Origin of the sequence: Kineococcus sp. NPDC059986 (assembly GCF_040702905.1) — a bacterium.
Lineage (GTDB): Bacteria > Actinomycetota > Actinomycetes > Actinomycetales > Kineococcaceae > Kineococcus.
In genome coordinates this window covers 1-24,541 of sequence record NZ_JBFBND010000014.1, presented here as the reverse complement: position 1 = coordinate 24,541, position 24,541 = coordinate 1, and the positions used below count along the sequence as shown (strand labels likewise).

23 protein-coding genes are annotated in these 24,541 nt (G+C 74.0%); 17 read left to right on the top strand and 6 right to left on the bottom strand.

What is annotated here, in order from left to right; all coding sequences use genetic code 11:
• Together ureA and AB0637_RS12415 are read left to right on the top strand one after the other, a co-directional pair.
• Positions 1-705 (top strand): urease subunit gamma, encoded by a 705-nt coding sequence (gene ureA / locus AB0637_RS12420; RefSeq protein ID WP_366172533.1) that lies wholly within the window; start codon positions 1-3, stop codon positions 703-705.
• 2 nt (positions 706-707) lie between these two features.
• On the top strand, positions 708-2,378 hold the full coding sequence (locus tag AB0637_RS12415) for an urease subunit alpha (protein ID WP_366172699.1): 1,671 nt from the start codon (positions 708-710) through the stop codon (positions 2,376-2,378).
• On the opposite strand, the gene AB0637_RS12410 is transcribed toward AB0637_RS12415, so the two are convergent.
• The 6 genes from AB0637_RS12410 to AB0637_RS12385 all read right to left on the bottom strand — a co-directional run bounded on the left by AB0637_RS12410 (position 2,356) and on the right by AB0637_RS12385 (position 8,869).
• Complete coding sequence (locus AB0637_RS12410) at positions 2,356-3,414, bottom strand: L-idonate 5-dehydrogenase (protein WP_366172531.1); 1,059 nt, start codon at positions 3,412-3,414, stop codon at positions 2,356-2,358. The genes AB0637_RS12415 and AB0637_RS12410 overlap by 23 nt on opposite strands.
• A complete protein-coding gene (locus AB0637_RS12405; RefSeq protein ID WP_366172529.1) occupies positions 3,402-4,172 on the bottom strand; it encodes an SDR family oxidoreductase in 771 nt (256 codons plus the stop codon). The genes AB0637_RS12410 and AB0637_RS12405 overlap by 13 nt, the downstream gene beginning before the upstream one ends.
• 30 nt (positions 4,173-4,202) lie before the next feature.
• Positions 4,203-5,354 carry a substrate-binding domain-containing protein gene (locus AB0637_RS12400; protein ID WP_366172527.1) on the bottom strand — a complete coding sequence of 384 codons (1,152 nt, stop codon included), beginning with the start codon at positions 5,352-5,354 and terminating at the stop codon, positions 4,203-4,205.
• Positions 5,355-5,383: 29 nt separating this feature from the next.
• Complete coding sequence (locus AB0637_RS12395; protein ID WP_366172525.1) at positions 5,384-6,466, bottom strand: ABC transporter permease; 1,083 nt, start codon at positions 6,464-6,466, stop codon at positions 5,384-5,386.
• On the bottom strand, positions 6,463-7,971 hold the full coding sequence (locus AB0637_RS12390; protein ID WP_366172523.1) for a sugar ABC transporter ATP-binding protein: 1,509 nt from the start codon (positions 7,969-7,971) through the stop codon (positions 6,463-6,465). The genes AB0637_RS12395 and AB0637_RS12390 overlap by 4 nt, the downstream gene beginning before the upstream one ends.
• 121 nt (positions 7,972-8,092) lie before the next feature.
• Positions 8,093-8,869 (bottom strand): IclR family transcriptional regulator, encoded by a 777-nt coding sequence (locus tag AB0637_RS12385; RefSeq protein ID WP_366172521.1) that lies wholly within the window; start codon positions 8,867-8,869, stop codon positions 8,093-8,095.
• A 155-nt stretch (positions 8,870-9,024) separates the two neighbouring features.
• Between AB0637_RS12385 and AB0637_RS12380 the strand changes: the two genes are divergently transcribed.
• The 15 genes from AB0637_RS12380 to AB0637_RS12310 all read left to right on the top strand — a co-directional run.
• Positions 9,025-9,990, top strand: coding sequence for a cyclase family protein (locus AB0637_RS12380; RefSeq protein ID WP_366172519.1), 966 nt, complete (start codon positions 9,025-9,027; stop codon positions 9,988-9,990).
• Positions 9,987-10,970: an NAD(P)-dependent oxidoreductase gene (locus AB0637_RS12375; RefSeq protein ID WP_366172517.1), complete on the top strand. Its 984-nt coding sequence runs from the start codon at positions 9,987-9,989 to the stop codon at positions 10,968-10,970. Before AB0637_RS12380 ends, AB0637_RS12375 begins: the two co-directional genes overlap by 4 nt.
• A complete protein-coding gene (locus AB0637_RS12370; protein ID WP_366172515.1) occupies positions 10,967-11,827 on the top strand; it encodes an NAD(P)-dependent oxidoreductase in 861 nt (286 codons plus the stop codon). The genes AB0637_RS12375 and AB0637_RS12370 overlap by 4 nt, the downstream gene beginning before the upstream one ends.
• Before the next feature lie 85 nt (positions 11,828-11,912).
• Positions 11,913-12,707, top strand: a complete 795-nt coding sequence (locus AB0637_RS12365) for a BtpA/SgcQ family protein (RefSeq protein ID WP_366172513.1) — start codon at positions 11,913-11,915, stop codon at positions 12,705-12,707.
• Entirely contained in the window at positions 12,704-13,885 is a 1,182-nt protein-coding gene (locus AB0637_RS12360) for an SIS domain-containing protein (protein ID WP_366172511.1), read from the top strand. Before AB0637_RS12365 ends, AB0637_RS12360 begins: the two co-directional genes overlap by 4 nt.
• Positions 13,878-14,744, top strand: coding sequence for a carbohydrate kinase family protein (locus AB0637_RS12355; protein ID WP_366172509.1), 867 nt, complete (start codon positions 13,878-13,880; stop codon positions 14,742-14,744). Before AB0637_RS12360 ends, AB0637_RS12355 begins: the two co-directional genes overlap by 8 nt.
• Complete coding sequence (locus AB0637_RS12350; RefSeq protein WP_366172507.1) at positions 14,741-15,463, top strand: aspartate/glutamate racemase family protein; 723 nt, start codon at positions 14,741-14,743, stop codon at positions 15,461-15,463. Before AB0637_RS12355 ends, AB0637_RS12350 begins: the two co-directional genes overlap by 4 nt.
• Positions 15,460-16,980, top strand: coding sequence for an amidohydrolase family protein (locus AB0637_RS12345; protein WP_366172505.1), 1,521 nt, complete (start codon positions 15,460-15,462; stop codon positions 16,978-16,980). The genes AB0637_RS12350 and AB0637_RS12345 overlap by 4 nt, the downstream gene beginning before the upstream one ends.
• Entirely contained in the window at positions 16,977-17,873 is an 897-nt protein-coding gene (locus AB0637_RS12340; RefSeq protein WP_366172503.1) for a polysaccharide deacetylase family protein, read from the top strand. The genes AB0637_RS12345 and AB0637_RS12340 overlap by 4 nt, the downstream gene beginning before the upstream one ends.
• Complete coding sequence (locus tag AB0637_RS12335; protein WP_366172501.1) at positions 17,870-19,630, top strand: ABC transporter ATP-binding protein; 1,761 nt, start codon at positions 17,870-17,872, stop codon at positions 19,628-19,630. Before AB0637_RS12340 ends, AB0637_RS12335 begins: the two co-directional genes overlap by 4 nt.
• Positions 19,627-20,487 (top strand): ABC transporter permease, encoded by an 861-nt coding sequence (locus AB0637_RS12330; RefSeq protein ID WP_366172499.1) that lies wholly within the window; start codon positions 19,627-19,629, stop codon positions 20,485-20,487. The genes AB0637_RS12335 and AB0637_RS12330 overlap by 4 nt, the downstream gene beginning before the upstream one ends.
• A 5-nt stretch (positions 20,488-20,492) precedes the next feature.
• Complete coding sequence (locus tag AB0637_RS12325) at positions 20,493-21,419, top strand: ABC transporter permease (protein ID WP_366172497.1); 927 nt, start codon at positions 20,493-20,495, stop codon at positions 21,417-21,419.
• A gap of 32 nt (positions 21,420-21,451) precedes the next feature.
• The gene (locus AB0637_RS12320) at positions 21,452-23,047 is read left to right on the top strand and encodes an ABC transporter substrate-binding protein (protein WP_366172495.1); all 1,596 of its coding nucleotides are present in this window, start codon (positions 21,452-21,454) and stop codon (positions 23,045-23,047) included.
• Between the two features lie 96 nt (positions 23,048-23,143).
• Complete coding sequence (locus AB0637_RS12315; protein ID WP_366172493.1) at positions 23,144-23,836, top strand: GntR family transcriptional regulator; 693 nt, start codon at positions 23,144-23,146, stop codon at positions 23,834-23,836.
• 94 nt (positions 23,837-23,930) lie between these two features.
• Positions 23,931-24,541, top strand: a 611-nt coding sequence (locus tag AB0637_RS12310) for a hypothetical protein (protein ID WP_366172491.1), incomplete at its 3' end; no start/stop codon positions are given.

Below are 24,541 nucleotides of genomic sequence, written 5' to 3'. Positions count from 1 at the left end.
ATGCGCCTGACCCCGAGCGAGCGGGACCGCCTGCTGATCTTCACCGTGGCCGAGCTCGCCCGCGCCCGCCGAGCGCGCGGACTGCGGCTCAACGTCCCCGAGGCGACGGCCCTCGTCGCCGACACCGTCTGCGAGGCCGCCCGGGACGGCCGGCGCCTGGCCGAGGCCATGGCCGCCGGCCGGTCCGTCCTCGGTGTGCAGGACGTGCTGCCCGGAGTTCCGGACGTCGTCGGTCAGGTCGAGGTCGAGGCCGTGTTCGACGACGGGACGCGGCTCGTCGTCGTCACCGACCCGTTCGGGGGAGGGTCCCAGGGCGACGACGCCCCCGGCGCCGTCCTGCCGGGACCGCAGACGCCGCTGGAGTTCGCCGACCTCGTGACGTTGTCGGTGACGAACACCTCGACGGTGCCGATCAGCGTCACCTCGCACTTCCACTTCTTCGAGGTGAACCCCCGCCTGGCGTTCGACCGGGCCGCCGCCTACGGCCGCCGCGCCGCGATCGACGCGGGCGGGACGGTGCGCTGGGACCCGGGCCAGACCCACGACGTGGACCTCACGCCCCTCGGGGGCGACCGCGTCGCCATCGGGTTCGCCGGCCTGGTCGACGGACCGCTCGACGCACCCGGGGCGTTCGAGCAGGCGCTGGAACGGGCCCGCGCCTGCGGGTACCTCGACGCCGGCCACGACGGAGGGGGTTCACGGTGAGCCTGTCCGGCAGGGACTACGCGGCCACCTACGGACCGCGTGCGGGGGACCGGATCCGCCTGGGCGACACGGGGTTGGTCGTCCAGGTCGAGCACGACGCGCAGGCCCCGGGGGAGGAGTTCCTCGCGGGTTTCGGCAAGACCGCGCGCGACGGGTTGCACCTCAAGGCCGCCCGGGTCCGGGACACGTGCGACGTCGTCATCTCCAACGTCGTCGTCCTCGACGCCGTCCAGGGGATCCGCAAGGTGTCCATCGGGATCCGCGAGGGCCGCATCTCGGGCATCGGCAGGGCCGGGAACCCCGACACCCTGCACGACGTGGACGTCGTCGTGGGGACCGGCACGACGATCGTCTCCGGTGAGGGCCTCATCGCCACGGCGGGCGCCATCGACACCCACGTGCACCTGTTGTCCCCCCGGATCATGGAGGCCTCGCTGGCCTCGGGGGTGACGACGATCATCGGCCAGGAGTTCGGCCCCGTCTGGGGTGTGGGCGTGAACTCGCCGTGGGCGCTGCGGCACGCGTTCAACGCGTTCGACGCCTGGCCCGTGAACATCGGTTTCCTCGGTCGGGGTTCGGCCAGCGACCCGGGTTCCTCGGTCGAGGCCCTCGTCGAGGGCGGGGCCTGCGGGTTCAAGGTCCACGAGGACATGGGGGCCCACGCCCGCGCTCTCGACACCGCGCTCACGGTGGCGGAGGAGCACGACGTCCAGGTCGCGCTGCACACCGACGGCATCAACGAGGCGCTGTCGGTCGAGGACACCCTCGCCGTCCTGGCCGGCCGGACGATCCACGCGTTCCACATCGAGGGCTGCGGCGGCGGCCACGTGCCGAACGTCCTGCGCATGGCGGGGGAACCCAACGTCATCGGGTCCTCGACGAACCCGACCCTGCCGTTCGGCCGCGACGCGGTCGCCGAGCACTACCACATGATCATCGCCGCCCACGGGCTCAAGGAGGACCTGCCCGGCGACGCGGCGCTGGCCCGCGACCGCATCCGTGCCGGGACGATGGGGGCCGAGGACGTCCTGCACGACCTCGGCGTCATCCCCATCACCTCCTCCGACGCCCAGGGCATGGGGCGGGCGGGGGAGACCGTCCGGCGCACGTTCGCGATGGCCGGGAAGATGAAGGCCGAACTCGGTGCGGAGGACCCGCTGCACGACAACGAGCGGGCCCTGCGCTACGTCGCCAAGCTGACGGTGAACCCGGCCATCGCGCACGGGTTGTCGCACGAGGTCGGAACCCTCGAGGTCGGCAAGCTCGCCGACGTCGTGCTGTGGCGACCGGAGTGGTTCGGCGCCAAACCCGACCTCGTCCTCAAGGCGGGTTTCCCGGCCTGGGGCGTCACGGGCGACCCGAACGCGGCCATCGACCGCGCGCAACCGCTCGTCTACGGCCCCCAGTTCGGGGCCCACGGCGCCACCGCGGCCGACCTGTCGGTGGCGTTCACGTCCCAGGCCGCGGCCGCCGACGGCAACGACAGCATGACGACGCGTCGCCGCCGCGTGGGCGTCCGCGGAACCCGGGGGATCGGACTGACCTCGATGGTGCGCAACTCCCGGCTGGCCCAGGTCCGGGTCGCGCCCACCGGTCTCGTGACGATGGACGGCGAACCCGTGACCTCCGCACCGGCGGAGGCGGTGAGCCTCAGTCGGCTGTACCACCTGTGACGTCACCGGTGAAGTCGAGCAGCACCTTGCTCGCCACCGTCCGGTCGCCGGCGAGGTCGAAGGCCGGGACGGCCTCGGCCACGGGGACCCGGTGGGTCAGCACGGCGTCGACGGGCAACCCGCCGGCCAGCAGGTCGACGGCCGTGCGGATCTCGTCGGCGAACCGGAACGCGCCGCGCAGGTCGACCTCCTTGGTGACGAGGAGGTTCCCCGGCGCCGGGACGTCGCCGGGGGGCAGCAGCCCCACCTGCACGACGATCCCGCCCCGCACGACGTGGCGGACGCACGTGCCGAGCGCCTGCGGGGCCCCGGAGGCCTCGACCGCGACGTCGACGTCGAGCGGGTCGCCCGCGTCCAGCCCACCGGCCTGGTCACCGGCCGGCACCGTCGAGGTGGCCCCGCACCGGCGCGCCACCTCCAGGGCCTGCGGGACGAGGTCGCTCACGACGACCTCCGCCGCCCCGGCGTGCCGGGCGGCGGCGGCGACGAGGACGCCGATGGGTCCAGCGCCGGTGACGAGCACGCGGCGCCCGCGGACGTCCCCGGCGCGCGAGAGGGCGTGCAGCGCCACGGCGAGGGGTTCGGCGAGGGCCGCCCGGTCCAGGGCCAACCCGGCGGGCAGTTCCACGAGCTGCGCGGCCCGCACCACGAGGACGTCGGCGAACCCGCCCTGCACGTGCGGCAGGTGGGCCGCGCTGCCGAGGTAGCGCGTGCTGGGGCAGGTGTTCGGGCGGCCCGCACGGCACTGCGCGCACTCCCCGCACGGGGTCGCGGGGTGCACCGTGACGGGCGTGCCCACGGGCGGACCGTCGACGCCCTCGCCGAGCTCGGCGACCGTGCCGGAGACCTCGTGCCCGAGCGTGAGGGGTTCGCGGATCGAGTAGTCCCCGACACCGCCGCGGTGGACGTAGTGCAGGTCCGACCCGCAGATCCCGCCGTACGCGATCCGCACCGCGACCTGCCCCGGACCCGGGCGGGGGAGCTCGAGCGCCTCGACCCGGACGTCACCCTTGCCGTAGGCGATCACAGCACGCACGTCATGCCCCCGTCCACGTAGACGACCTGTCCGTTCACGAAGTCCGACGCGGGGCTCACGAGGAACAGCAGCGTCCCCACGAGGTCCCGCACGTCCCCCCACCGGCCCGCGGGGGTCCGGCCCCGCACCCACGCGCTGAACTCCTCGTCCGCCACGAGGGCCGAGGTGAGCTCGGTGTCGAAGTACCCGGGCCCGATCGCGTTGACGCACAGCCCGTGCGGGGCGAGGTCGGCGCACATGCCCTTGGTGAGCATCTTCAACCCGCCCTTGGTGGCGGCGTAGGGCGTGATGCCGGGCCGCGTCACCTCGCTCTGCAGCGAGGCGACGTTGACGATCTTCCCGCGGCCGCGGGAGGCCATGGCCCGGCCCACCTCCCGGCCCACGAGGAAGGCGCTCGTGAGGTTCGTCGCGAGGAGCCGGTGCCACGCCTCGTCCGGGAAGTCCAGGAACGGCGCGCGGTGCTGGGCGCCGGTGTTGTTGACCAGGACGTCCAGCGGGCCGACCTCGCCCTCGATCCGGGCCACGCCGTCGCGGACCGAGTCGGCGTCCGTCGCGTCGAAGGCGACGGCGCGGACGAGGTCGCCGAACCGCTCGGCCAGACCCGCGCGGGCCTCCTCGAGCCGCGCGGGGTCACGGCCGTTGAGGACGACGGTGCAGCCGGCCTCCAGCAGTCCGGTGGCCAGCGCGTGGCCGATCCCGCGGCTGGACCCGGTGACCAGGGCCCGTGAGCCGCTGACGTCGAACAGGGGGTGGATCACGGTGCTCCTCGATCTCGATCGGCGGGCCGGTCAGCGGCCCCAGACCTTGGCGTACGCCTCGCGGTACCCCGCAGGGTCCCACGACGTCGAGGTGCCCACGTTGTCGGCGTCCGTGATGTGCACGGCCGGGACGTACCCGCTGTCGGGCTGACCGGCGAACGCGCGGTTGAACTCGTCGACGATCTGCCAGCCCTCCTGGTTGAGGGGTTCGGGGATCGTCGCGGCCTGGAACTGCTTGCTCGCGATGCGCTGGAAGGCGGCCTCGGACCCGTCGCCCGCCCCGACGTTGTAGGGCGCGCCGCCGCCCTGCTTGCCGGCGGCGCGCAGCGGGGTCGCCGCGTTGTCGAAGTAGAGGTCGTTGATGGCGACGGAGTACGTCCAGGAGTCGCCGAGCCGGGAGGCCAGGGAGGAGAACTCCTGCGGGGTGCGGGTCCCCGCGTCCGGGATCGGGATGTTGGACTTGTTCAGCACCTTGACGCTGCTGCACTCGGCGAGGTCGGTCTCGATCGACTTCGCCTTGCCGGCCGCGAACGGGATCGAGTCGTCGGTGAAGACGACGACGCCCGCGGTGCCGTTGGACTGGGCGATGATGTACTGCGCGCTGATCTTCGCCACGTCGTCGACCTTCGTCGTGACGTTGGTGAACAGTTCGGGGTCGGTGCTGGGGCCGGGGTCGCCGACGGCGTGCCAGCCGATGACGGGGATCCCGGCCGCCTTGGCCTGCGCCAGCTGCGACGACGTCGTCTTGGGGTCGAAACCGCCGATGACGATGCCGGCGGGGTTCAGCGCCAGGGCCTGGCCGAACGCGTTCTGGATGCCCGCCTGATCGCCCTGGCCGTCCAGGACCCGGACGGTCCAGCCGATCTTCGCGGCGGCCTCCTGGACGCCCTTGGCCACCCCGGCCACCCCGGGGTTCGTCAGGGTCTGGGCGACGAACGCGATCTCCTTGCCCTGTGCGGCAGCGGGTCCCGTAGTCGGTCCGGTCCACGGGGCGTCGGTCGCCGAGGCGGCCTGGACGGCCTGCTTCGCGGTCGCCACGACGTCCGGGCAGGACCCCTGCCCGGTGGCCGTGGGGTCGCCGGAACTCGCCTGCTGGGACCCGCGCGAGCAGCCGGCCAGGGCCAACGTCACCGTGAGGGCCCCGACGGTGGCCAGGCGCAGGGTGGATCGGGTGGTGCGCATGTCGTCTCCAGGGTTCGAGGGGGAGCGGGTCAGGAGTGCTGCGGGTCGGGAGCGGGCGCCTCGGGGGTGGGCGGTCCGGGGGCGGGCGTGGAGGACCGGCCCGCCGCCCCGGCCGCGGCGCCGGCGCGCTGGCGGCGGCGGGCCGCGAAACCCGCCAGCCCGACGGCGGCCAGCAGGGTGAGCCCGTTGAAGAGGGGGGTGGTCCAGAACGCGGCGCCGAGCTGCTGCAACCCGGACAGGCCGACGGCGAGGACGGCGACGGCCACGAGCGTGCCGACGGAGTTCGCGCGGCCCGGTTTGATGGTCGTCGAGCCGAGCAGCGCCCCCACGAACGCGGGCAGCAGGTAGGACTGCCCGGCGCTCGGGTCGCCGATCTGCTGCTGCGCGGCGAGCAGCACCCCCGCGACCGCGGTGACGACCGCGGACCCGAGGAAGGCCAGGACGACCGTTCGGCTGCTGCGGATGCCGACGAGCTGCGCCGCCCGGGGGTTGGCGCCCACGACGTAGAGGAACCGGCCGATGGGCAGGTGTTCCAGGGCGAGCCACAGCAGGATCCCGAGGACCACGACGTAGCTGAAGGTGATGGGCAGCCCGGCCAGGGTGGAGTTCGTGAGGTCGGTGAACGCCGGCGGCAGGCCCTGCGCCCCGGGGACGATGCGTCCGCCCCCGGTGATCCAGCCGGTGAGCGCGTACAGGACGCTGCCCGTGCCGAGGGTGGCGATGAAGCTGTCGATCTGAGCGGCCTCGACGAGCAGGCCGTTGACGAGGCCGACGACGCAGCCGCCGGCCACCACGAGGAGGATCACCAGCGGCCAGGCGAGCCCGGTGTTGACGAGCAGCCACATCGTCACGACGTGCGCCAGCCCGATGCCGTACCCGATCGACAGGTCGAACCGTCCGGTGACGATGGGGATCGTCGCGCCCAGGGCCAGCAGTGCCGGGATCGACTGGTTCGTCAGGATCGCCCGCAGGTTCGTCCCCGTCGGGAACGTCTGCGGCAGCAGGACGGCGAAGAGGACGAACAGGACGACGGTGAGGACGGGCAGCCCCCACGTCCCGACGAGCGGGGTGCCGCTGCGGCGGTTCGCCCGTCCGGTCACGGGGCCGGTCACGCGGCGGCTCCCGAGGCCAGGGCGACCAGGGTGGTCACGCTCAGGTCGTTCGCGGTGATCTCACGGACGATCTCGCCGTCCCGGAACACGAGTGCGCGGTGGCACACGGTGGCGACCTCCTCGAAGTCGGTGGAGATGAGCAGCACGGCCAGTCCGCGTTCCAGGGCCGCGTCGAGCAGGGTGTAGATCTCGTGCTTGGCGCCGACGTCGACGCCGGCGGTGGGTTCCTCGAGCACGAGGACGGAGGCGTCGGTGGACAGCCAGCGGCCCAGGATGACCTTCTGCTGGTTGCCGCCGGACAGGCCGCCGACGGGCAGGTCGGGGTCGGCGGGGCGGACGCCGAACGTCCGCACGAGGTCGGCCGCCCGGGCCCGTTCGACGCCGTGGCGTCGCCACGTCCAGGGCTTCTGGCCCTGCAGCGCCGGGTTGGGCAGCAGGTTCTCGGTGCAGGTGAGCCCCATGGCCAGCCCCTCGGCGGCCCGGTCGCTCGTGACCAGGCCCAGCCCGCGGCGGACGGCGGTGGGGACGTCGGTCGGTCGGTAGGGTTTCCCGTCGAGTTCCAGACGGCCTGCGTAGCAACGGGAGTCACCGAGGATCGTACGACCGGTCTCGACGTGCCCGGCGCCCGCGAGGCCGACGAGGCCGACGACCTCGCCGCGGCGGACGGTGAGGGAGACCGGGCCGACGCGTTCACCGACGACGCCGTCGAGCACGAGGGCCGGCTGGGTGCCGGTGCGCGGGGCGGGCGGGGGTGGTGGGACGGGTTTGCGGCCGACGATGTGGCCGACGACCTCGTCGGGGCTCGTGCGGGACAGCGGGGTGGTCTCCACGACGCGGCCGTCGCGCATGACGACGACCTCGTCGGCGATGGTGAACACCTCGTCGAGGCGGTGGGTGACGTAGACGATGCCGAGGCCCTCGTCGCGCAGCGAGCGGACGACCGCGAGCAGCCGGTGCGTCTCGTCCACGGGCAGGCTGGCCGTGGGTTCGTCGAGGACGAGCACCTTGGCGTCGACGACGAGCGCGCGGCCGATGGCGACGAGCGAGCGTTCGGTGCGGGACAGGTCCGCCACCCGGGCCCGCGGGTCGACGTCGGCACCGATGAGTTCCAGCGCGCGGTCGGCGCGGCGGCGCACGTCGCGCCAGGCGATGAGGCCGCGGCGGCGGGGGTACCCGGTGCCGAGGGCGACGTTCTCGGCGACGGTCAGGCCGTCGACCAGCCCGAGGTCCTGGTGGATGAAGGCGATGCGGGCCTGCGCGGCCGGGGTGCCGACGGGTTCGCCGACGATCTCGGCGGTGCCCGTGTCCAGGGAGTAGACCCCGGCGAGCGCCTTGATGAGGGTCGACTTGCCGGCGCCGTTGGCGCCGAGCAGCGCCACGACCGAACCGCCGTGGACGTCGAAGTCGACGCCGTCGAGCGCCTGTGTGGCGCCGAACCGCTTGCCGGCGCCGCGGACCCGGACGAGGGGTGGGGCGCCGGGGTCGAGCGGAGCGGGTCCTGCCATCGGGACCTCCCGTGGTGATCGGGGCCGAGGAGACCTCGGCGGCCGACATCGTCATCGCGTCGGCGTTCACCAGGATGGACGGCGTCCAGAACTTTGGCAAGACGTCCGGGTCAGGAGCTGCTCAGGTCTGCGGGACGAGCGGGTTGCCCAGCAGGTGGGCGATCGCGGAGAGCTCACCCCGCAGCTTCTCGAGGTCGCCGGCCTCGCTGCTGCCGGCGAGCGTCGTGGCGCTGATGGCGAAGGCGTCGCTGTCGGTGCGCGCGCCGGGGACGGCGATGGCGATGCACGTGACCCCGGGGGTCGTCTCCTCGGCGTCGAGGCCGTAGCCGAGCTCGCGCACGCGGTCGAGCTCGGCGCGCAGCGCCCCGGGGTCGGTGATCGAGCGCGGGGTGAGCGCGGGCAGCGACCGCCGGCCCCGCAACCGCTCGTCGAGCGCCCCGGACGGCAGGGCCGCGAGCAGCACCTTGCCCGTCGCCGTGCAGTGCGCCGGGAAGCGGTCGCCGATGTTGGCGGTCAACCGGATCGGTTGCGCCCCGTCGTACCTGGCGAGGTAGAGGACGTCCAGCCCCTCCAGGACGGCGACCCGTGCCGTGAGTCCGGAGATCGTCGGGGCCTGCCGGCAGGCCGCGTAGAACTCCCGCACCTGGTCGACCGTGGAGACGTAGGCGCCACCGAGCTCGACGAGCCGGCGGCCCAGGGTGTACCCGCTCTCGTGCCGCGTCACCATGCGCTCGCTCTCGAGTGCCTGGCACAGGTTCGCGGTCGAGGACTTCGGCAGCCCGAGCTGGCGGGCGAGCTCGCTGACCGAGACCGGGACGCCGCCGGCCGCGGCGAGGGCGGCCAGGACGGCCGCCGCGCGCGTCACCGCCGGGACGGGACTGCTCTGCTCGACGGGCATCTGTCGTCTCCCTCTGTCTGCGGACCGCGCGTTCAGCCTATTGGACGGCGAACAACCTGGGGGTTGTCCAGTGAGCTGGTCTGTGTCCATCATGCTGTCCCACAGGGCGGAACCCAAGGGCTGCCCGTGACGAACTCGAGGGCGAGGACGCGATCGTGGTGACTCTTCACGACACCGGGCACGACGACGGGTACGACAACGGGCCCGTGGTGCCCCTGGCCGAGTTCGACGCCCTCTTCGACCGGCTGGCCCGGTGGGGGGAGGGTGCGCTCCCGGACGAGCGCGGGACCCTCGCGCGCGTGGACGACGCTGCGCGGTTGCGGGCGCTGTCGGCCGCCCGCACCGGACGCTCCGTCGGGCTCGCGTGGCCCCTGGACACCGCGGCCGGTCCGGACAACGCCCACCCGGCGCTGCACCACATGGTCGACCTCGGGGACGTCGAGGCCCCCGAACCCAGCTGCCACAAGGACTTCCTGGGCATCGACTACCACGGGAAGGCGACCACCCACCTCGACGCGGTCTGCCACATCGGGTACCGCGGGCGGCTGTTCGGCGGGGTCGAGGCCCGGTCCGTCGTCGGCGCCGGGGGATCCCGCTGGGGTTCGGTGGACCGGTTGTCCGCGGGGATGGTCCTGCGGGGGGTGCTCCTCGACGTCCCCGCGGTGCGCGGGGTGGACTGGCTGGAACCCGGCACGGCCGTGCACGCGGACGACGTCGCCGCGGTGGCCGAGGCCCTGGGCGTGGAGGTGGGCGAGGGCGACGCGGTCCTGTTGCGCACCGGTCACGCCGGTCGCCGGCGGGCGCTCGGCGCGTGGGACGCCGGCGCGGCCAGTGCCGGTCTGCACGTCGACGCCGTCCCGTGGCTCGCCGGCCGCGGCACCGTCCTGCTCGGGTCCGACGGCGACTCCGACGTGCGCCCCAGTCCCGTCCTCGAACTCCACTCGCCCGTGCACGCCCTCGCGCTCACCGCGCTCGGCATGCCGTTGCTCGACAACCTCGACCTCGAGGAGCTGTCGGCCGCGTGCGCGCAGGAGGGGCGGTACACCTTCGCCCTCGTCGTGGCGCCCCTCGTCGTGCGCGGGGGGACGGGGTCGCCCGTGAACCCGGTGGCCGTCCTGTGAGCGGTTGGCGGGTCGGTGTGTCCGCGGACCTCGCGGCCTGGGGCGACCTGGGGCTGGACCGGTTGCGCGCGGCGGACGCCGACGTCCGGTTCCTGCCCCCCGACGACGGTGTGCTGACCGCCGCGCACGTCGACGGCTGCGACGCCGTCCTGTTCGCCGCGCCCGCCGTCACGGCCGAGACGGTGTCCGGGCCGCACCCGCCCCGGCACCTCGCGCGGTTCGGCGTGGGGTTGGACACCGTCGACGTCGCCGCCTGCACCCGGGCCGGGGTCGCGGTCACCGTGACGCCCGACGGGGCCCGGCGCGCCGTCGCCACCGCCGCCCTGACCCTCGTCCTGGCCGTCCTGCAACGGGTCCGGGAGAAGGACGCCCGGGTGCGGGCGGGGGACTGGTCCGACCGGTCCGGCCTCCTCGGCCGCGGGCTGACCGGCCGGACCGTCCTCGTCGTGGGGTTCGGCAGCGTCGCCGCGGAGTTCTGCCGGCTCACCGCGCCGTTCGCGACGGTGAACCTGGCGCACACCCGCCGCCGGGAGGTTCCCCGGGGGCCGGGGGACCCCGACGTTGAACGCGTCGCGCTGGCGGAGGGGTTGCGGCGCGCGGACGTCGTCGTCGTCACCGCACCCCTGACCCCGCAGACCCACCACCTGCTGGACGCGGCGGTGCTGGCCCACCTGCGGCCCGGCGCCGTCCTCGTCAACGTCGCCCGGGGGCCGGTCGTGGACACGGCGGCCCTGCTCGACGCCCTGCGGGACGGGCGGTTGGCGGGTGCGGGGCTCGACGTGTTCGAGGACGAACCCCTCCCGGCCGACCACCCGCTCACGACGTTCCCGAACGTGGTCCTCGCCCCCCACTGCCTCGCCTGGACCGACGAGCTCGCGCTCGGGAACGGGTCCAGCGCCGTCACCTCGATCCTCGCCCTGCGCGCGGGGGAACCGGTCGGGAACCTCGTCGACCCCGCCGTCCTGGAGGTGGCCTCGTGAGTTCCCCCGTCGCGTTCCTGGGCCTCGGTCTCATGGGGCGCCCCATGTCGCGGCGGCTCGCCGAGGCGGGTTTCCCGGTCCGCGCGTGGAACCGCGGCCCGGTCGACGTGCCCGAGGTCCCGGGCCGGACCCTGCACCCGACGGCGGCGCAGGCGTGCGAGGGGGTCGACGTCGTCGTCACGGTGTTCCCCGGACTGGCTCCGGTGCAGCAGGTCTGCGGACCGCTGCTGCGTCCGGGGCAGACCCTCCTCGTCATGGGCACGACCTCCCCGGCCGCCCTGCGCACGTGGGCCGGGGAACTCGCCGAGCGGGGTGTCGAGGTGGTCGACGCGCCCGTGAGCGGCGGTGACGTCGGCGCCGAGACGGGCCGCCTCGCGGTGATGGCCGGCGGCCGCCCCGAGGCGTTCGCGCGCGTCCGGCCGCTGCTCGACGTCCTGGGCACGGTGGTGCGCCACCTCGGGCCCGTGGGCAGCGGGCAGTTGGCCAAGGCGTGCAACCAGGCCGTCGTCGCGATCACGCTGACGGCGCTGGGGGAGGCCGTGACGCTGGCCCGCAGTTCCGGGCTCGACGTCGCGGGGTTGCTCGACGTCCTCGGCAGCGGTCTCGCGGGCAGCCGTGCCCTGGAGGTGAAGCGCGACCGGTTGGTCAGCGGGGAGTTCGCTCCCGGCGGGTTGGCGGACAACCAGCACCACGACCTGGGGTTCGCGCTCGAGTCCGCCCGGGCCGCCGGGGCGTTCACCCCCGTCACCGCCCTCGTGGACCAGTTGTTCGGCGCCATGCGGTGGACCGGACGCGGGGGGGACGACCACAGCGGGGTCGTGCAGGTGCTGGAGGAGTTGTCGCGCCGCGCCGAGTGACGGTGGCGACTGCGGTTCCAGCGTGACTCCAGGTGTTACGTCGGAGCAACACGCCCGAAACACATGACGGTATACCGTCCATCTCGTGCCTCACCCGTTCCGCCTCGTCGGCGTCCTGCACCTCCCGCCCCTGCCGGGGGCGGTCAACTACCGCGGCACCCCGGTGCGCGAGATCGCCCAGCGCGCGGCGGAGGATGCCGTTGCGCTGCAACAGGCTGGATTCACGCACGTCATGGTGCAGGACGCCAGTGACATGCCGCAGGCGGTGCGCGTGGGTGCCCCGACGGTGGCGGCCCTCGCCGTCGTGGGAGCCGCGGTCACCGATTCGGTATACCTTCCGGTCGGCGTCGTGGTGGGCCACAACGACGGTCCGGGTTCCGTCGCCGTCGCCCACGCCGTCGGGGCGCGGTTCGTCCGCGTCAAGGTCCTCACCGGTGTCTCGATCGGCCCCACCGGCTGGATCGAAGGGTGCGCGCACGAGGTGGCCACGGTCAAGCGCTCCCTCGGTTCGGACGTCGAGGTGTGGGCCGACGTCCACGAGGCCACGAGCCTGGCGCTGGCCTCGACCCCCGCCTGGGCCGCGCGGGAGGCCCGGGAGTTCGGCCGCGCCGACGTCCTCGTCGTCACGCGGGACAGCGGGGTGCCCGACGCCCTCACCACGATCGCCGGGTTGCGCGACGTCGTCCCCGGGGTTCCCTTCGTCGTCGGCGGCCGGGTGTCCCTCGACACCGTCGACGCCGCTGTGGCGGGTGCGGACGGGGCGGTCCTCGGCAGTGCGATCAAGCGCTCCACCGCCCCCGACGCCCGCGTCGACCCCGACGTCGCCGCCCGGTTCGGAGCGGCCCTGACGGTGGGCGCCGGGCAGGTGGGTGTGCAGTGAACGCCACCCCGCCCAGCCCGTTCATCGGCCCCGACAGCCCGCTCGACGCCCGCCAGCAGGACGTCGTGCAGCGCGTCTCCGCGGCCGAGCACGCCTCGATCGTCGCCCTGCCGAGCGACCATCCCCTCGACCCGAAGCGACGCGCCCGCGACGAGGCCACCCACCCCGAACTGCTGGCGCAACCCGCGCGCATCCGCGAGACCCTCGCCGCCAACGACACCGCCCTCGACGAGCTCGCCGACCTCGTCGTCGCGACCGGGGTCGACCGGGTGTTCGTGACGGGGGCGGGGGACTCCCTCGCCGTCGCGGTGGCCGCGCGGCAGGCGCTGGAGTCGATGCTCGGCGTCCCGTGCGAACCCGTGCAGAGCCTGGAGCTGGCCTACTACCTCGCCCCGCTGGTGGGTCCCCGCAGCCTCGTCGTGGCCCTGTCCAGCTCGGGGGAGACCACCCGCACCGTCGAGGCCGCGCTCGTCGCCCAGCACGCCGGCGCCCTCACCGTCGCCATCACGAACACCCCGGGGTCCACGCTCGACACCGAGTGCGGACGGACGCTGCTGCTCAAGGCCACCCGCGTCGGCTGGCCCACGCAGTCCTCGACGACGGCGCTGGCCCTGCTCCTCGACCTCGCCGTCCGCGTGGGCGCACGGACCGGCCGCCCTGCAGCGGCCGACCTCGCGGCGGAACTGCGGCGGATCCCCGACCTCATGGAACGCGTGATCGCCGACGTCGAAGGCCCTCTCGCGGTGATCGCGGAGCGGGAGCAGGACGCCGACACGTTCCTGTTCTCCGCCGCCGGCCCGAACTGGGGTGCCGCCGTCATCGGCGCGGCCAAGGTCAAGGAGTGCACCCCCGACCACGCCGAGGCGGTGCAGGTCGAGGAGTTCCACCACTACAACTCCCTCAAGGCCGGGGAACCGATCTGGGTCATCGCCCCGGCCGGCCCGTCCGTCCCGCGTGCGGTCCACACCGCGAGCGAGGCCAAGCGGTTCGGTGGCCGGGTGTACGCGATCACCACCGAGGGTGTGGACGCGTTCGACGGCGTCGCCGACGCGGTCCTGACCCTGCCCGCGGTGGCCGAGCCCCTCAGCCCGCTGCTCACCGTGCTCCCCGCCCAGCTCACCGGGTACCTGCTGGCCATGGCCCAGTTCCGCACCGCGGAGGAGGAGTCCCGTGCCTGACGCCTCGCTCCTGTGCGTGGGGAACCTCACGATCGACGACCTCGTCGTCGACGGGCAGGTGACGACCGCCCTCGGCGGGGACGCGCTCTTCGCCGCCCTCGCCGCCCGCCGCACCCTGGCCGACGTCCGGATGCTCGCCCCCGTCGGGACCGACCTGCCCGCGACGCTGCTGGACACCGTCGCCGGCCTCGGCGTCCGGGTCGAACCGGTGGCCCCGCGCAGCATCCCGACCGTCCGCAACCGCGTCGAGTACGCACCCGACGGGTCCCGCACCTGGGACCTGCTCTGCGGTGAGGAGGCGTTCGACCTCCTCTCGGTGCACCCCGAGGACGTGACACCCGAGGCGTTGTCCGCGAGCGGGATCCTCGTCGCCGCCATGAGCCTGCGCTCCCAGCTCACCCTGGGGCCGTGGCTGCGCGGGCGGACCGACGCCACGGTGTTCCTCGACCTGCAGGAGGACTACGTGGCGGGGAACGAACCCGCACTCCTGGCGCTGCTCGCCACCTGCGACGTGTTCCTGCCGAGCGAGGTCGAGGCGGTCGCCCTGGCCGGGACGAGCGACCTCGAACGCGCCGCGGACCTCTTCCTGCGCGCCGGACCGGACGTCGTCGTCGTGAAGACCGCCGAACGCGGGTGCGTCGTCGCCACGGCCGACGGCACGCGGGTCCTGCCGGTCGAGGCCGTCGTCCCCGTCGACTCCACGGGGGCGGGGGACGCGTTCTGCGGGGGTTTCGCGGCCGCGCACGTCGCGGGCGCCGACCCCGTCGAGGCGGCGCGCGTCGGTGCCGCCGCCGCGCGGGTGGCCATCGGCGGCCACGGCGTCGCCGGGCTCCTCGCCGACCTCGGGTGCGCCGCGTGAGCCACGTGCGGGTCCTCAACCCGAACACGAGCGTCGCCATGACGCAGGCCGTGCTCGCAGCCGCCCGGGCGGTGGCACGCCCCGGGACCACCGTCACCGCGACGCACTCGCGCGCGGCTCCGGCCACCGTCGAGACCCACGTCGACGAGGTGTTCGGCGCCGCCGGGGTCCTGGCCCAGGTGGAGCGGGGCGAACGCGACGGGGTCGACGGGTACGTCGTCGCCTGCTTCGGCGACACCGGTCTGCCGGCGGCGCGCGAACTCGCCCGCGGTCCCGTCGTCGGCATGACGGAGGCTGCGCTGCAAGCGGTCTCGCTGCTGGCCCACAGGTTCTGCGTCATCACCATGCCCCCGCGCACGCTCGCCATGACCGACCGCGTCGTGCAGGAGCTCGGCCTCGCCCACCGGTGCACCGTGCGCGCCGTCGACGTCTCGGTCGCCGAGGTCGAGAGCGGGGCCGGACCCGCCTTCGACGCGTTCGCGCAGGAGGCCCGGCAGGCCCTGGCGGACGACGGGGCCGAGGCCGTCGTCCTCGGCTGCGCGGGACTCACCGAACTCGTGGACGGGCTCCGCGAGGCCCTCGGGGTCCCCGTGGTCGACGGGGTCGCCGCCGCGACCACGGCCGTCGAGGGGCTCCTCGCGCAGGGACTCACGACGTCGCGCGCGAACACCTGGGCCGCACCGGTCGGGTCCCCCACGACGGACGGAGGGTGGGGATGAGCGTCCTGTTCACCGACGTCCTCCTCTGGGCCCCGGCCCAGCCGTCCGGGATGCTCGGCCCCACCGACCTCCTCGTCACGGGCGACGTCGTCGGCGCCGTCGGCGAGCGGGCCCGGGAACTCGCCCCGCCCGACGCCCGCGTCGTCCGCGGCGGCGGTCACCACGTCCTGGTGCCCGGTCTGGTGAACGCGCACTTCCACTCGCCCGCGAACCACCTCAAGGGTGCGTTCCGCAGCCGTCCGCTCGAGACGTTCATGCTCTACGAGTCGCCCGCGGACCCCGCCCTGCGGCCGACCCCGCGGGAGGCGTACCTGCGCACCGCGCTCGGGGCCATGGAGATGCTCCGGACCGGGACGACCAGCGTGCAGGACGACGCGTTCCTCATGCCCGCCCCGGACCCCGAGACCATCGACGCCGTCCTGCAGGCCTACGCCGACACCGGGATCCGGGCCACGGTGGCCCTGGACCAGCCCGAACTCCCCGACAGCGCGAAACTGCCGTTCCTCGACGGCCTCGACGCGTCAGCGGCCGCGGCGCTGGCGGCACCCGCCCCGGCGGCGGCCGCGGAACTGCTCGCGGCGTACGACCACCTCGTCCGGACCTGGCACGGCACCCACGGCGACCGGCTGCGGGCAGCGGTGTCGATCTCCGCGCCGCAACGCGTGAGCCCGGAGTACTTCGGCGCCCTCGACGACCTGAGCCGCCGGCACGACCTGCCGCTCTTCGCACACGTCCTGGAGACCCGGGTGCAGCGGGCGCTGTCCGTCCCCGGCACGGGGCAGGACCGGTTCGCCGGGCGCAGCCTCGTGAAGTACACGGCGGACCTGGGGTTCCTCAGCGACCGGGTCAACGTCATCCACGCCGTCTGGGTCGACGACGAGGACCTCGACCTCATCGCGGCCGCAGGCGCCGTCGTCGCGCACAACCCCGTGAGCAACCTGCGCCTGGGCAGCGGTGTCATGCCGTTCCGGGCCCTGCGCGACCGCGGGATCCGCATCGCGCTCGGGGTCGACGAGGCGATCTGCGACGACACCGTCAACACCTGGGGCGTCGTGAAGGCGGCCGGGTTGGTGCACAACGTCTCCGGGCTCGACGCCGAGGAGTGGCCCACCCCCGCCGAGGTCCTCGACGCCCTCTGGGAGGGCGGTGCGGCGGCCATGCGCCAGACCGGGCGCATCGGGCGCGTCGAGGTGGGTGCGCAGGCCGACCTCGTCCTGCTCGACCTGCACGCCCCCGCGTTCACCCCCTTCAACGACCTGCGGGGCCAGCTCGTCTACTGCGAGAACGGTGGCAGCGTCCGGATGACGGTCGTCGCCGGCCGCGTCGTGGCGCAGGACGGACGCGTGGTGTCCGTCGACGAGACCGCACTCCTGGCGGAGGCGCGTGAACTGCACGCGGCCCGCCTCCCAGCCCTCCAACGCACGTGGGCCGCGGCCGACGCCCTGCTCCCGGCGTACGACGCCGTGGTCCGCCGGGCCGCCCGCACCGACGTCGGCATGAACAGGTGGATCGGATGACGCACGACGCAGTTCCCGCCCCGGGGCACGCCCTGTGGGACTACCAGCCCATCACCGCGGCCCCCGGCCCGGTGTGGCCCGGCGGCCGCCGGCTCGCGGTCTACGTCGCGATCGGCTTGGAGGAGTACCGGTTCGGGGCCGGACAGACCGAGGACATCGTCCCCGGCGTCACGGCCCCCGACCTGGTGAACACCTCCTGGCGCGACTACGGCAACCGCGTGGGCGCGTTCCGCCTGCTCGAGCGCCTCGAACGGGCCGGGATCCCGCCGACGGTGCTGCTGAACACCGCCCTCTACGACACCGCCCCCGAACTCGTCGCCGCCGCCCGCCGCGCGGGGGCCGAGTTCGTCGGCCACGGCATCTCGAACTCCGACTCGCTGGCGGGGATGTCCGCGGCCGAGGAGGCCGCCTACGTCGGCGCCGTCGCCGCCCGCATCGCGGCCGAGGAGGGCACTGCCCCCGGCGGCTGGTCCAGCCCGTGGCTGACCCACACGCCCTCGACCCTCGACAGCCTGGCCGCCGTCGGGTACCGGTACCTCCTCGACCTGCGCCTGGACGACCGGCCGGTGCCGCTGACGACGGGTTCCGGCCCCCTCCTCGCGCTGCCCTACGCCCTGGAGGTGAACGACAGCACCACCGTCGTCGGGCGGGCGGCCTCGGCGGCGGAGTTCGCGGACATGGTCGTCGACGAGTTCGACGAACTCCTCGAACGGTCCGCCGAGCAGCCGCTCGTCATGAGCGTCGTCGTCCACTCCTTCATCTCCGGAGCCCCCTTCCGCCTGCGCGCACTGGACCGGGCGCTGCAGCACCTGCGCGCCCACCGGGACCAGGTGTGGTTCACCCAGCCGCGGGCCATCGCCGCCCACCTGGCCGCCGAGCGGGCGCTGGCGTGAACGCGCCCACGGCGAGCGTCCGGGACCTGCACGTCTCCCTGGAGCGCAACGGGATCCGGTCCGACGTGCTGCGCGGCATCGACCTCGACGTGGCCCGCGGCGAGATCGTCGGCCTCGTCGGTGAGTCGGGGTCGGGCAAGAGCATGCTCGCCCTCAGCCTGCTCGGACTGCTGCCCGAGAACGCCCGCCCGCACGTCACCGGGCAGGCGCGCGTGCTGGACACCGACATGGTGAACGACCCCGAACCGGCGCGCCGGGCCGCCCGTCGCGCCGCCCTCGGCGCCGTGTTCCAGGACCCCATGACGTCGCTGAACCCGACGATGCGCGTCGGTCGCCAGATCACCGAGGCCGGGCAGGACCGGGACGGGGCGGTCCGGCTCCTGGGGGCCATGGGGGTTCCCGATCCCGAACTGCGGTTCCGGGTGTACCCGCACGAACTGTCCGGAGGTCTGCGGCAGCGGGTCATGGCCGCGATCGCCATCGCCGGTCGGCCCGCGCTCGTCGTGGCCGACGAACCGACGACCGCGCTCGACGTCACCGTCCAGGCGCAGCTGCTCGCCCTGCTGCGCGAACTGCGCGACGACCTCGGCTGCAGCGTCCTGCTCATCACCCACGACCTCGGGGTGGCCGCGCAGATCGCCGACCGCATCGCCGTCCTCTACGCCGGCCGGCTCGCCGAGGTGGGCCCGGCCGCGGAGGTGCTCGGTTCGCCCGCGCACCCCTACACCGCGGGTCTGCTGCGTTCGCGACTGTCCCTCACCCTCGACCGGTCCCGGCGGTTGCCGACGCTGCCCCTGGACACCCTGACGGCCGACGAGCGGTCGCACGGCTGCGCCTACCGGGCCCGCTGCCCCCTCACGGTCGACCGCTGCGCCACCGACACACCCGGCGTGGAGGAGTCCCGGCCCGCACCCGGGCACGGGGCCGCCTGCTGGTTCGGGAGCGAGACCGTCCGGTCCGCGACGGCCGCGGTCACCCCGACGCCTGCGGCCGCTCCCCGCACCGCCCCCGCGACCGCGGAACCCGCCGTGGTCCTCGACGACGTCGTGGTCAGCTACACCACCGGTCACGGCCGCCGTCGCCGCACGGTCGAGGCCGTCCGCGGCATCAGCCTGGACGTCGCCGCGGGCGAGGCCCTGGCGATCGTGGGGGAGAGCGGGTCGGGCAAGTCGACGGTCCTGCGGGTGGTCGCCGGGCTCGTGCCCGTCACCGCCGGCCGCGTCAGCGTCGCCGCCGGGGGCGCCCAGATGGTGTTCCAGGACGCCGGGTCCTCGCTGACCCCGTGGCTGACCGTGGGGGAGACCCTGCGGGAGCGGCTCGCCCCGCTGCGCCTGGGACGGGCCGAGACGACCCGCCGGGTCGAGGAGGCCCTCGAGGGCACGGGGCTGCCCGCCGCCGTGGCCCGGCTGCGGCCCGCGGACCTGTCCGGCGGGCAGCGCCAGCGGGTCGCCCTGGCCCGGGCGACGGTGGTGCGACCCGCGGTGCTGCTGTGCGACGAACCGACGAGCGCCCTGGACGCCTCGCTGGCCGCCACGACGCTGAACCTCATCCGCCAGATGCGGGAGGAGCTCGCCATGACCGTCCTCTTCGTCACCCACGACCTCGCGGTGGCGCGGCTGATGGGCGACCGGATCGCGGTCGTCGAACGCGGTCGCGTCGTCGAGGTCGGCGACGCGGAGGCCGTCATCGGCGCGCCCCGCGAGCCGTACACCCAGGCGCTCGTCGCCTCCGTCCCCGAGATCGAGGTGGTCCGGTGAGCACCGTCGTCCTGCCCCGCCGCGCGGCACTCGCGACGCTCCCCGGGCGCCGCCGCACCGGCCGCCGGACCGCCTGGACCCTGGTCGCGCTGCTGGCCGCGCTGACCCTCCTCGCCGTCGTCGCGCGGCTGCTCGCCCCGGACGACCCGATCCAGCCGGTCGCCGCCCCGCAGCTCCCGCTGGGGTCGCCCGAGCACCTGCTGGGTACCGACGCCATCGGTCGCGACGTCCTGTCCCGCACCTTGTTCGGTCTGCAGACGTCGTGGTTCTCGGCGCTGGCCGTGGTGGCCGTCGGCCTGCTCGTCGGGGGAGCCGTCGGCGTCGCCGCGGGGGTCGGCGGCGGGTGGGTCGACGCCCTGCTCATGCGCGTGACCGACCTGTTCCTCGCGCTGCCCTCCACCCTCGTCGCCATCGCGCTGGTGGCCGCGCTCGGCCCCGGGCTGCGGAACACCCTGCTCGGCATGTCGATCGTGTGGTGGCCCTACTACGCCCGGCTCGTCCGGGCCGAGGTGCGGTCCGTGGTCGCCCGGCCGCACGTGGAGGCCGCGCGCCTCGCGGGCGTCGGTCGCGTCCGGCTCGTGCTGCGGCACGTCCTGCCCGGGGTGGTCCCGACCGCCGTGGTCACCGCCAGCCTCGACATCGGCAACGTGGTGCTCCTGCTCGCGGGGTTGTCGTTCCTGGGGCTGGGGCAACCCGCACCGGCCGCCGAACTCGGCGCCGACACCGCCGCCAACACCCAGTTGCTGCTCAGCGCGTGGTGGGTGCCCGTCGTGCCCGGGGTGGCCGTCCTGCTGCTGAGCCTGGTCGCCAACCTCGCCGGTGACGGCATCCGCACCCTCCTCGGAACCCGGAGGTGAACCCCGTGCTGCGCTTCCTGCTGCGCCGGACCGGCTCCCTGATCGTCGTGCTGCTCGTGCTGAGCGCCGTCGTGTTCCTGCTCCAGCAGGTCTCGCCGGGCGACCCCGCCCGGGCCGCGCTGGGAGCCAACGCCTCCCGCGCCGCCGTGGCGGCCGAACGGCACCGTCTGGGCCTCGACGACCCGTTGGCCGTGCAGTTCCTGCGCTTCCTCGGCCACGCCGTGCGGGGGGACTTCGGGACCTCCTACCGGACCCACCGGCCGGTGGCGACCGACCTCGCGAGCGCGTTCCCGGCCACGCTGGAACTCGTCCTCGCGGCGTTCGTCGTCGCCCTCCTGCTGGCCGCGCTGTTCGCGGCGTCGTCGGCGCTGTCGTGGCCGTTCGCCGGGATCGGCCGCGGAGTCCTCCTCGTCGTCGCGACCGCACCGCCGTTCCTGCTGGCCCTGGTCGGCATCGTCGTCTTCTACGCCCGTCTCGACTGGCTCCCCGGGTCCGGTCGCGGTGAGGGCGGGCCGGGCTCCGAACTGGCCCACCTCGTCCTGCCGGCCACGGTGCTGGCCATCGCGCCGGCGTTGGCCATCGGCCGCATCCTGCGCGCGGGACTGGAGGCCACCCTGGCCGCCGACCACGTCCGCACCGCCCGGTCCAAGGGCCTCGGCCAGGCCGCCGTGCTGGGCCGGCACGTCGTCCGCAACGCCATCGGTCCGTCGCTGGCCATGTCCGGGCTCCAACTGGGTTTCCTGTTCGCGGGCACGGTCGTCGTCGAGCAGGTCTTCAGCTGGCCCGGGATGGGCAACTACCTGGCCAGCAGCATCCCCACCTCCGACTACCCGGCCATCGCCGCCGTGACGCTCGTCCTGGGCGCGGTCTACGTGGTCGTCAACACCCTCGCCGACGTCCTCCAGACGGCGGCCGACCCCCGTCTCGCCTGAGCGCGGGACCCACTCCACCCCTGAGGAGAGCCATGAGGTTCAGCTCGATCGGCCGCCGGACGCGCACCCTGCTCGTCGCCGCCGCCGCGGTGCCGTTGTTCGTCCTCGCCGCCTGCTCCGGTGGAGGTGACGAGTCCGGCGCCCCCAACGCCGCCCCGACCGACGGGACGCTGACGGTCGGCCTGCTGGGCGACATCGGCCAGCCCCCGGACCCGGACGTCTACTACGCCAACAACGGTCTCGCGATCGTCCTCAACACCTACGAGGGGCTGGTGCAGTACGCGAACGACAAGGACACCGTCGAGATCGCGCCCCGGCTGGCGACGTCGTGGGAGGTGGACCCCGGCAACACCGTCTTCACGTTCCACCTGCGCCAGGGCGTGACGTTCCACGACGGGACGCCGTTCACGTCGGCGGCCGTGAAGGTCGCGTTCGACCGCCGCACCGCGGTCAAGGGGGGTGCCGCCTACATGGTGGCGGGGGTCAAGGACGTCGCGACGCCCGACGAGCTCACCGCGGTCGTCACGCTGTCCGCGCCGAACTCCGCGTTCCTGGACTACCTCGCCTCCCCGTTCGGGCCGAAGATGGAGTCGCCGACCGCCCTGGCCGCCAACGCCGGGTCGGACGACGCCCAGACGTACCTGCAGACCCACGACGTCGGCACCGGCCCGTACACGATCGAGACCGCGAAGCCCGGGACCTCCTGGACGCTGAAGCAGTACGCGGGGTACTGGGGGGAGAAGTCGCCGTTCACGACCGTGGAACTGCCGATCTACACCGACGCCTCCGCCCTGCAGTTGGCCTTCGACCACGGTGACGTCTCGGCGGTCGTCGCCGCGCTGCCGTCATCGAGCCTGGAGAAGTACGAGGGGTCGAAGCAGTTCGACAGCTACATGCTGCCGACGTTGCAGTCCGCCCTCGTCACCGTGAACCCGACGAAGGAGTTCTTCCGGTCCCAGCAGGCCCGCGTGGCGTTCCTGCAGAGCATCGACCAGAAGTCCCTCGTCGACCAGGTGCTCGGCAGCCGCTCGGAACCGGCGACCACGCTGTACGCCAAGGGGATGATCCCCGGGGGTGCGGACAAGCAGGAGATCACCTACGACCCCGCTCCGATGACGGCCTACGCCAAGACCCTGCCCGCGGGGACGGCCATGACGATCGGCTACGCCAGCGGCAACACCAACGCCGAGCAGATGGCGAACATCCAGGCCGCGAAGCTGCAGGCGCTGGGGATCAAGGCGACGGCCGCGTCGTACCCCACGTCGCAGGTGTTCGGGTGGATCAACGACCCCACCCAGGGACCCGACGCGTTCTTCGACGGCAACAACGGGCCCGACGGCGGTTCGCCGTACATGTGGGGGCACGTGTTCTGGGACGCCTCCGGGGGCATCAACTACTTCGGGTGCGAGGTGGAGGAGGTCAACGCCCAGCTGGACCAGGCGGTCGCGACCGGCGACGACGCCCTCTACGTCGCCGCGGCCGAGGAGTACGCCAAGACCGGCTGCTACTACAACCTGTCCTACAACAAGGACTGGGTGGTGGCCCAGAAGTGGCTCACGGGAGTCGAGGAGTCGCACAACATCGGCGCCAACGAACTCGACTTCAGCAAGCTGGGCCTGCGGAAGTGACCACCACCCGCCCCCGGCGCTAGGTTCTCCCCGGCCGGGTCACCACCCGGCCGGGGACGGCCCGAGCGCCCGAGACCACCGTGGAGGACCAGGTCGATGACGTTGCCGACGTCGCCCGAGGCCACCGGCCCCGTGTCGTTGTCCCGCCAGATCCACACCCGCCTGCGCGAGCTCATCATGCGCGGGCGCTACCCCCAGGGCCACAAGCTCGTTGAGCTGCGCATCGCCGAGGACCTCGGCGTCTCCCGCGTCCCGCTGCGCGAGGCCGTGCCGATGCTCGAGATGGAGGGGTTCGTCGTGACCGCGGCCCGCCGTGGGGCGGTCGTGACGACGTGGACCGAGCAGCTCGTCAACGACCTGTTCGACCTGCGCGAGGTCCTCGAGGTGGGGGCGGCCGGGCACGCGGCACGTGCGGTCGCCCGCGGTTCCTCGGCGGCCGCGCTGGAACGGGCGTTGCAGCACGCGCAGGCCGTCGTCGAGGAGGGCGACGCCTACCGCATCGCCGAGGCGAGCACCCGGTTCCACGAGACCGTCGTGGAACTCACGGGGAACGCGCTGATGCAGGCGTCCATGCGTTCGGTCTCCGGGCGCGTGCAGTGGCTGTTCCACCTCACCTCCGAACTCGACGTGCACGACGCGTTCCACGACCACGTCGAACTCACCGCCGCCATCACCCGTGGTGACGTGCGCATGGCCGAGGCCCTCGCCTTCGCCCACATCGAACGGGACCGGGAACCGTCGCTGGCGGTGCTCCAGCACCGGTCCCTGGGCAGTTCCCCCGTCGCCTGAGGGGTGCGACGTCGGGACGTGAGAGCGCTGCGGAGTCGTTGCAGCACAATGTGTTCGCCTTGATCGAACGGTTCCTGAGCGGTAGGATCCGGGTATGACGACAGCGGTCCAGGAACAGGTGAGGCACCCCGTGCGCACCGTCCTGCCGCTGGACGCCGACGGTTTCACCGACGTCGACCTCGACGCCCACCTCGCCGGGTTGCGCCGCGCCGCCGACCAGGCCCACGCCCGCGAACTGCTCGCCCTGGCCGACCTCGTCGCGCAGCTCACCGCCCACCCGCACCCCGACCAGGCCGGGGAACTGCAGGACCGCCGCGAACAGGTCATGGGTCGGCTGCGCGGCCACCCCTTCGCGGCCTGGACCCCGCTGCAGGCGGCGATCGAACTGGTCGCCCTGCACCACTCCCGCGGCTGCGGTGTCCCCATCGAGTCCGCCCTGACCCACGTGTGGGCCGCCCACATCGCCGGCACCCTCGAACGTCCCGTGTGGGACGCCGTCGCCACCGGGCAGGTCACTGCCCGGCAGGCGCGCACCATCCTGTCCCAGTCCCGCCGCCTGACCGCCTGCACCGCAACCCTGGACCCGACCGGTCAGACCGTCACCGAAGGGCCGGCGTTGCTGGACGGGGCGGCCCTCACCGCGACACTGGACGCGTTCCACGCCACCGCCCTGGGCTGGGCCCGCGAAGGCAAGGTCGGCTCGGC

Bases quoted from the DNA above. Each gene is read 5' to 3' on its own strand.
- ureA (WP_366172533.1), top strand. From the start codon at position 1: ATGCGCCTGACCCCGAGCGAGCGGGACCGCCTGCTGATCTTCACCGTG.
- AB0637_RS12385 (WP_366172521.1), bottom strand. From the start codon at position 8,869: ATGCCCGTCGAGCAGAGCAGTCCCGTCCCGGCGGTGACGCGCGCGGCG.
- AB0637_RS12390 (WP_366172523.1), bottom strand. From the start codon at position 7,971: ATGGCAGGACCCGCTCCGCTCGACCCCGGCGCCCCACCCCTCGTCCGG.
- AB0637_RS12340 (WP_366172503.1), top strand. From the start codon at position 16,977: ATGACGCACGACGCAGTTCCCGCCCCGGGGCACGCCCTGTGGGACTAC.
- AB0637_RS12400 (WP_366172527.1), bottom strand. From the start codon at position 5,354: ATGCGCACCACCCGATCCACCCTGCGCCTGGCCACCGTCGGGGCCCTC.
- AB0637_RS12320 (WP_366172495.1), top strand. From the start codon at position 21,452: ATGAGGTTCAGCTCGATCGGCCGCCGGACGCGCACCCTGCTCGTCGCC.
- AB0637_RS12315 (WP_366172493.1), top strand. From the start codon at position 23,144: ATGACGTTGCCGACGTCGCCCGAGGCCACCGGCCCCGTGTCGTTGTCC.
- AB0637_RS12345 (WP_366172505.1), top strand. From the start codon at position 15,460: ATGAGCGTCCTGTTCACCGACGTCCTCCTCTGGGCCCCGGCCCAGCCG.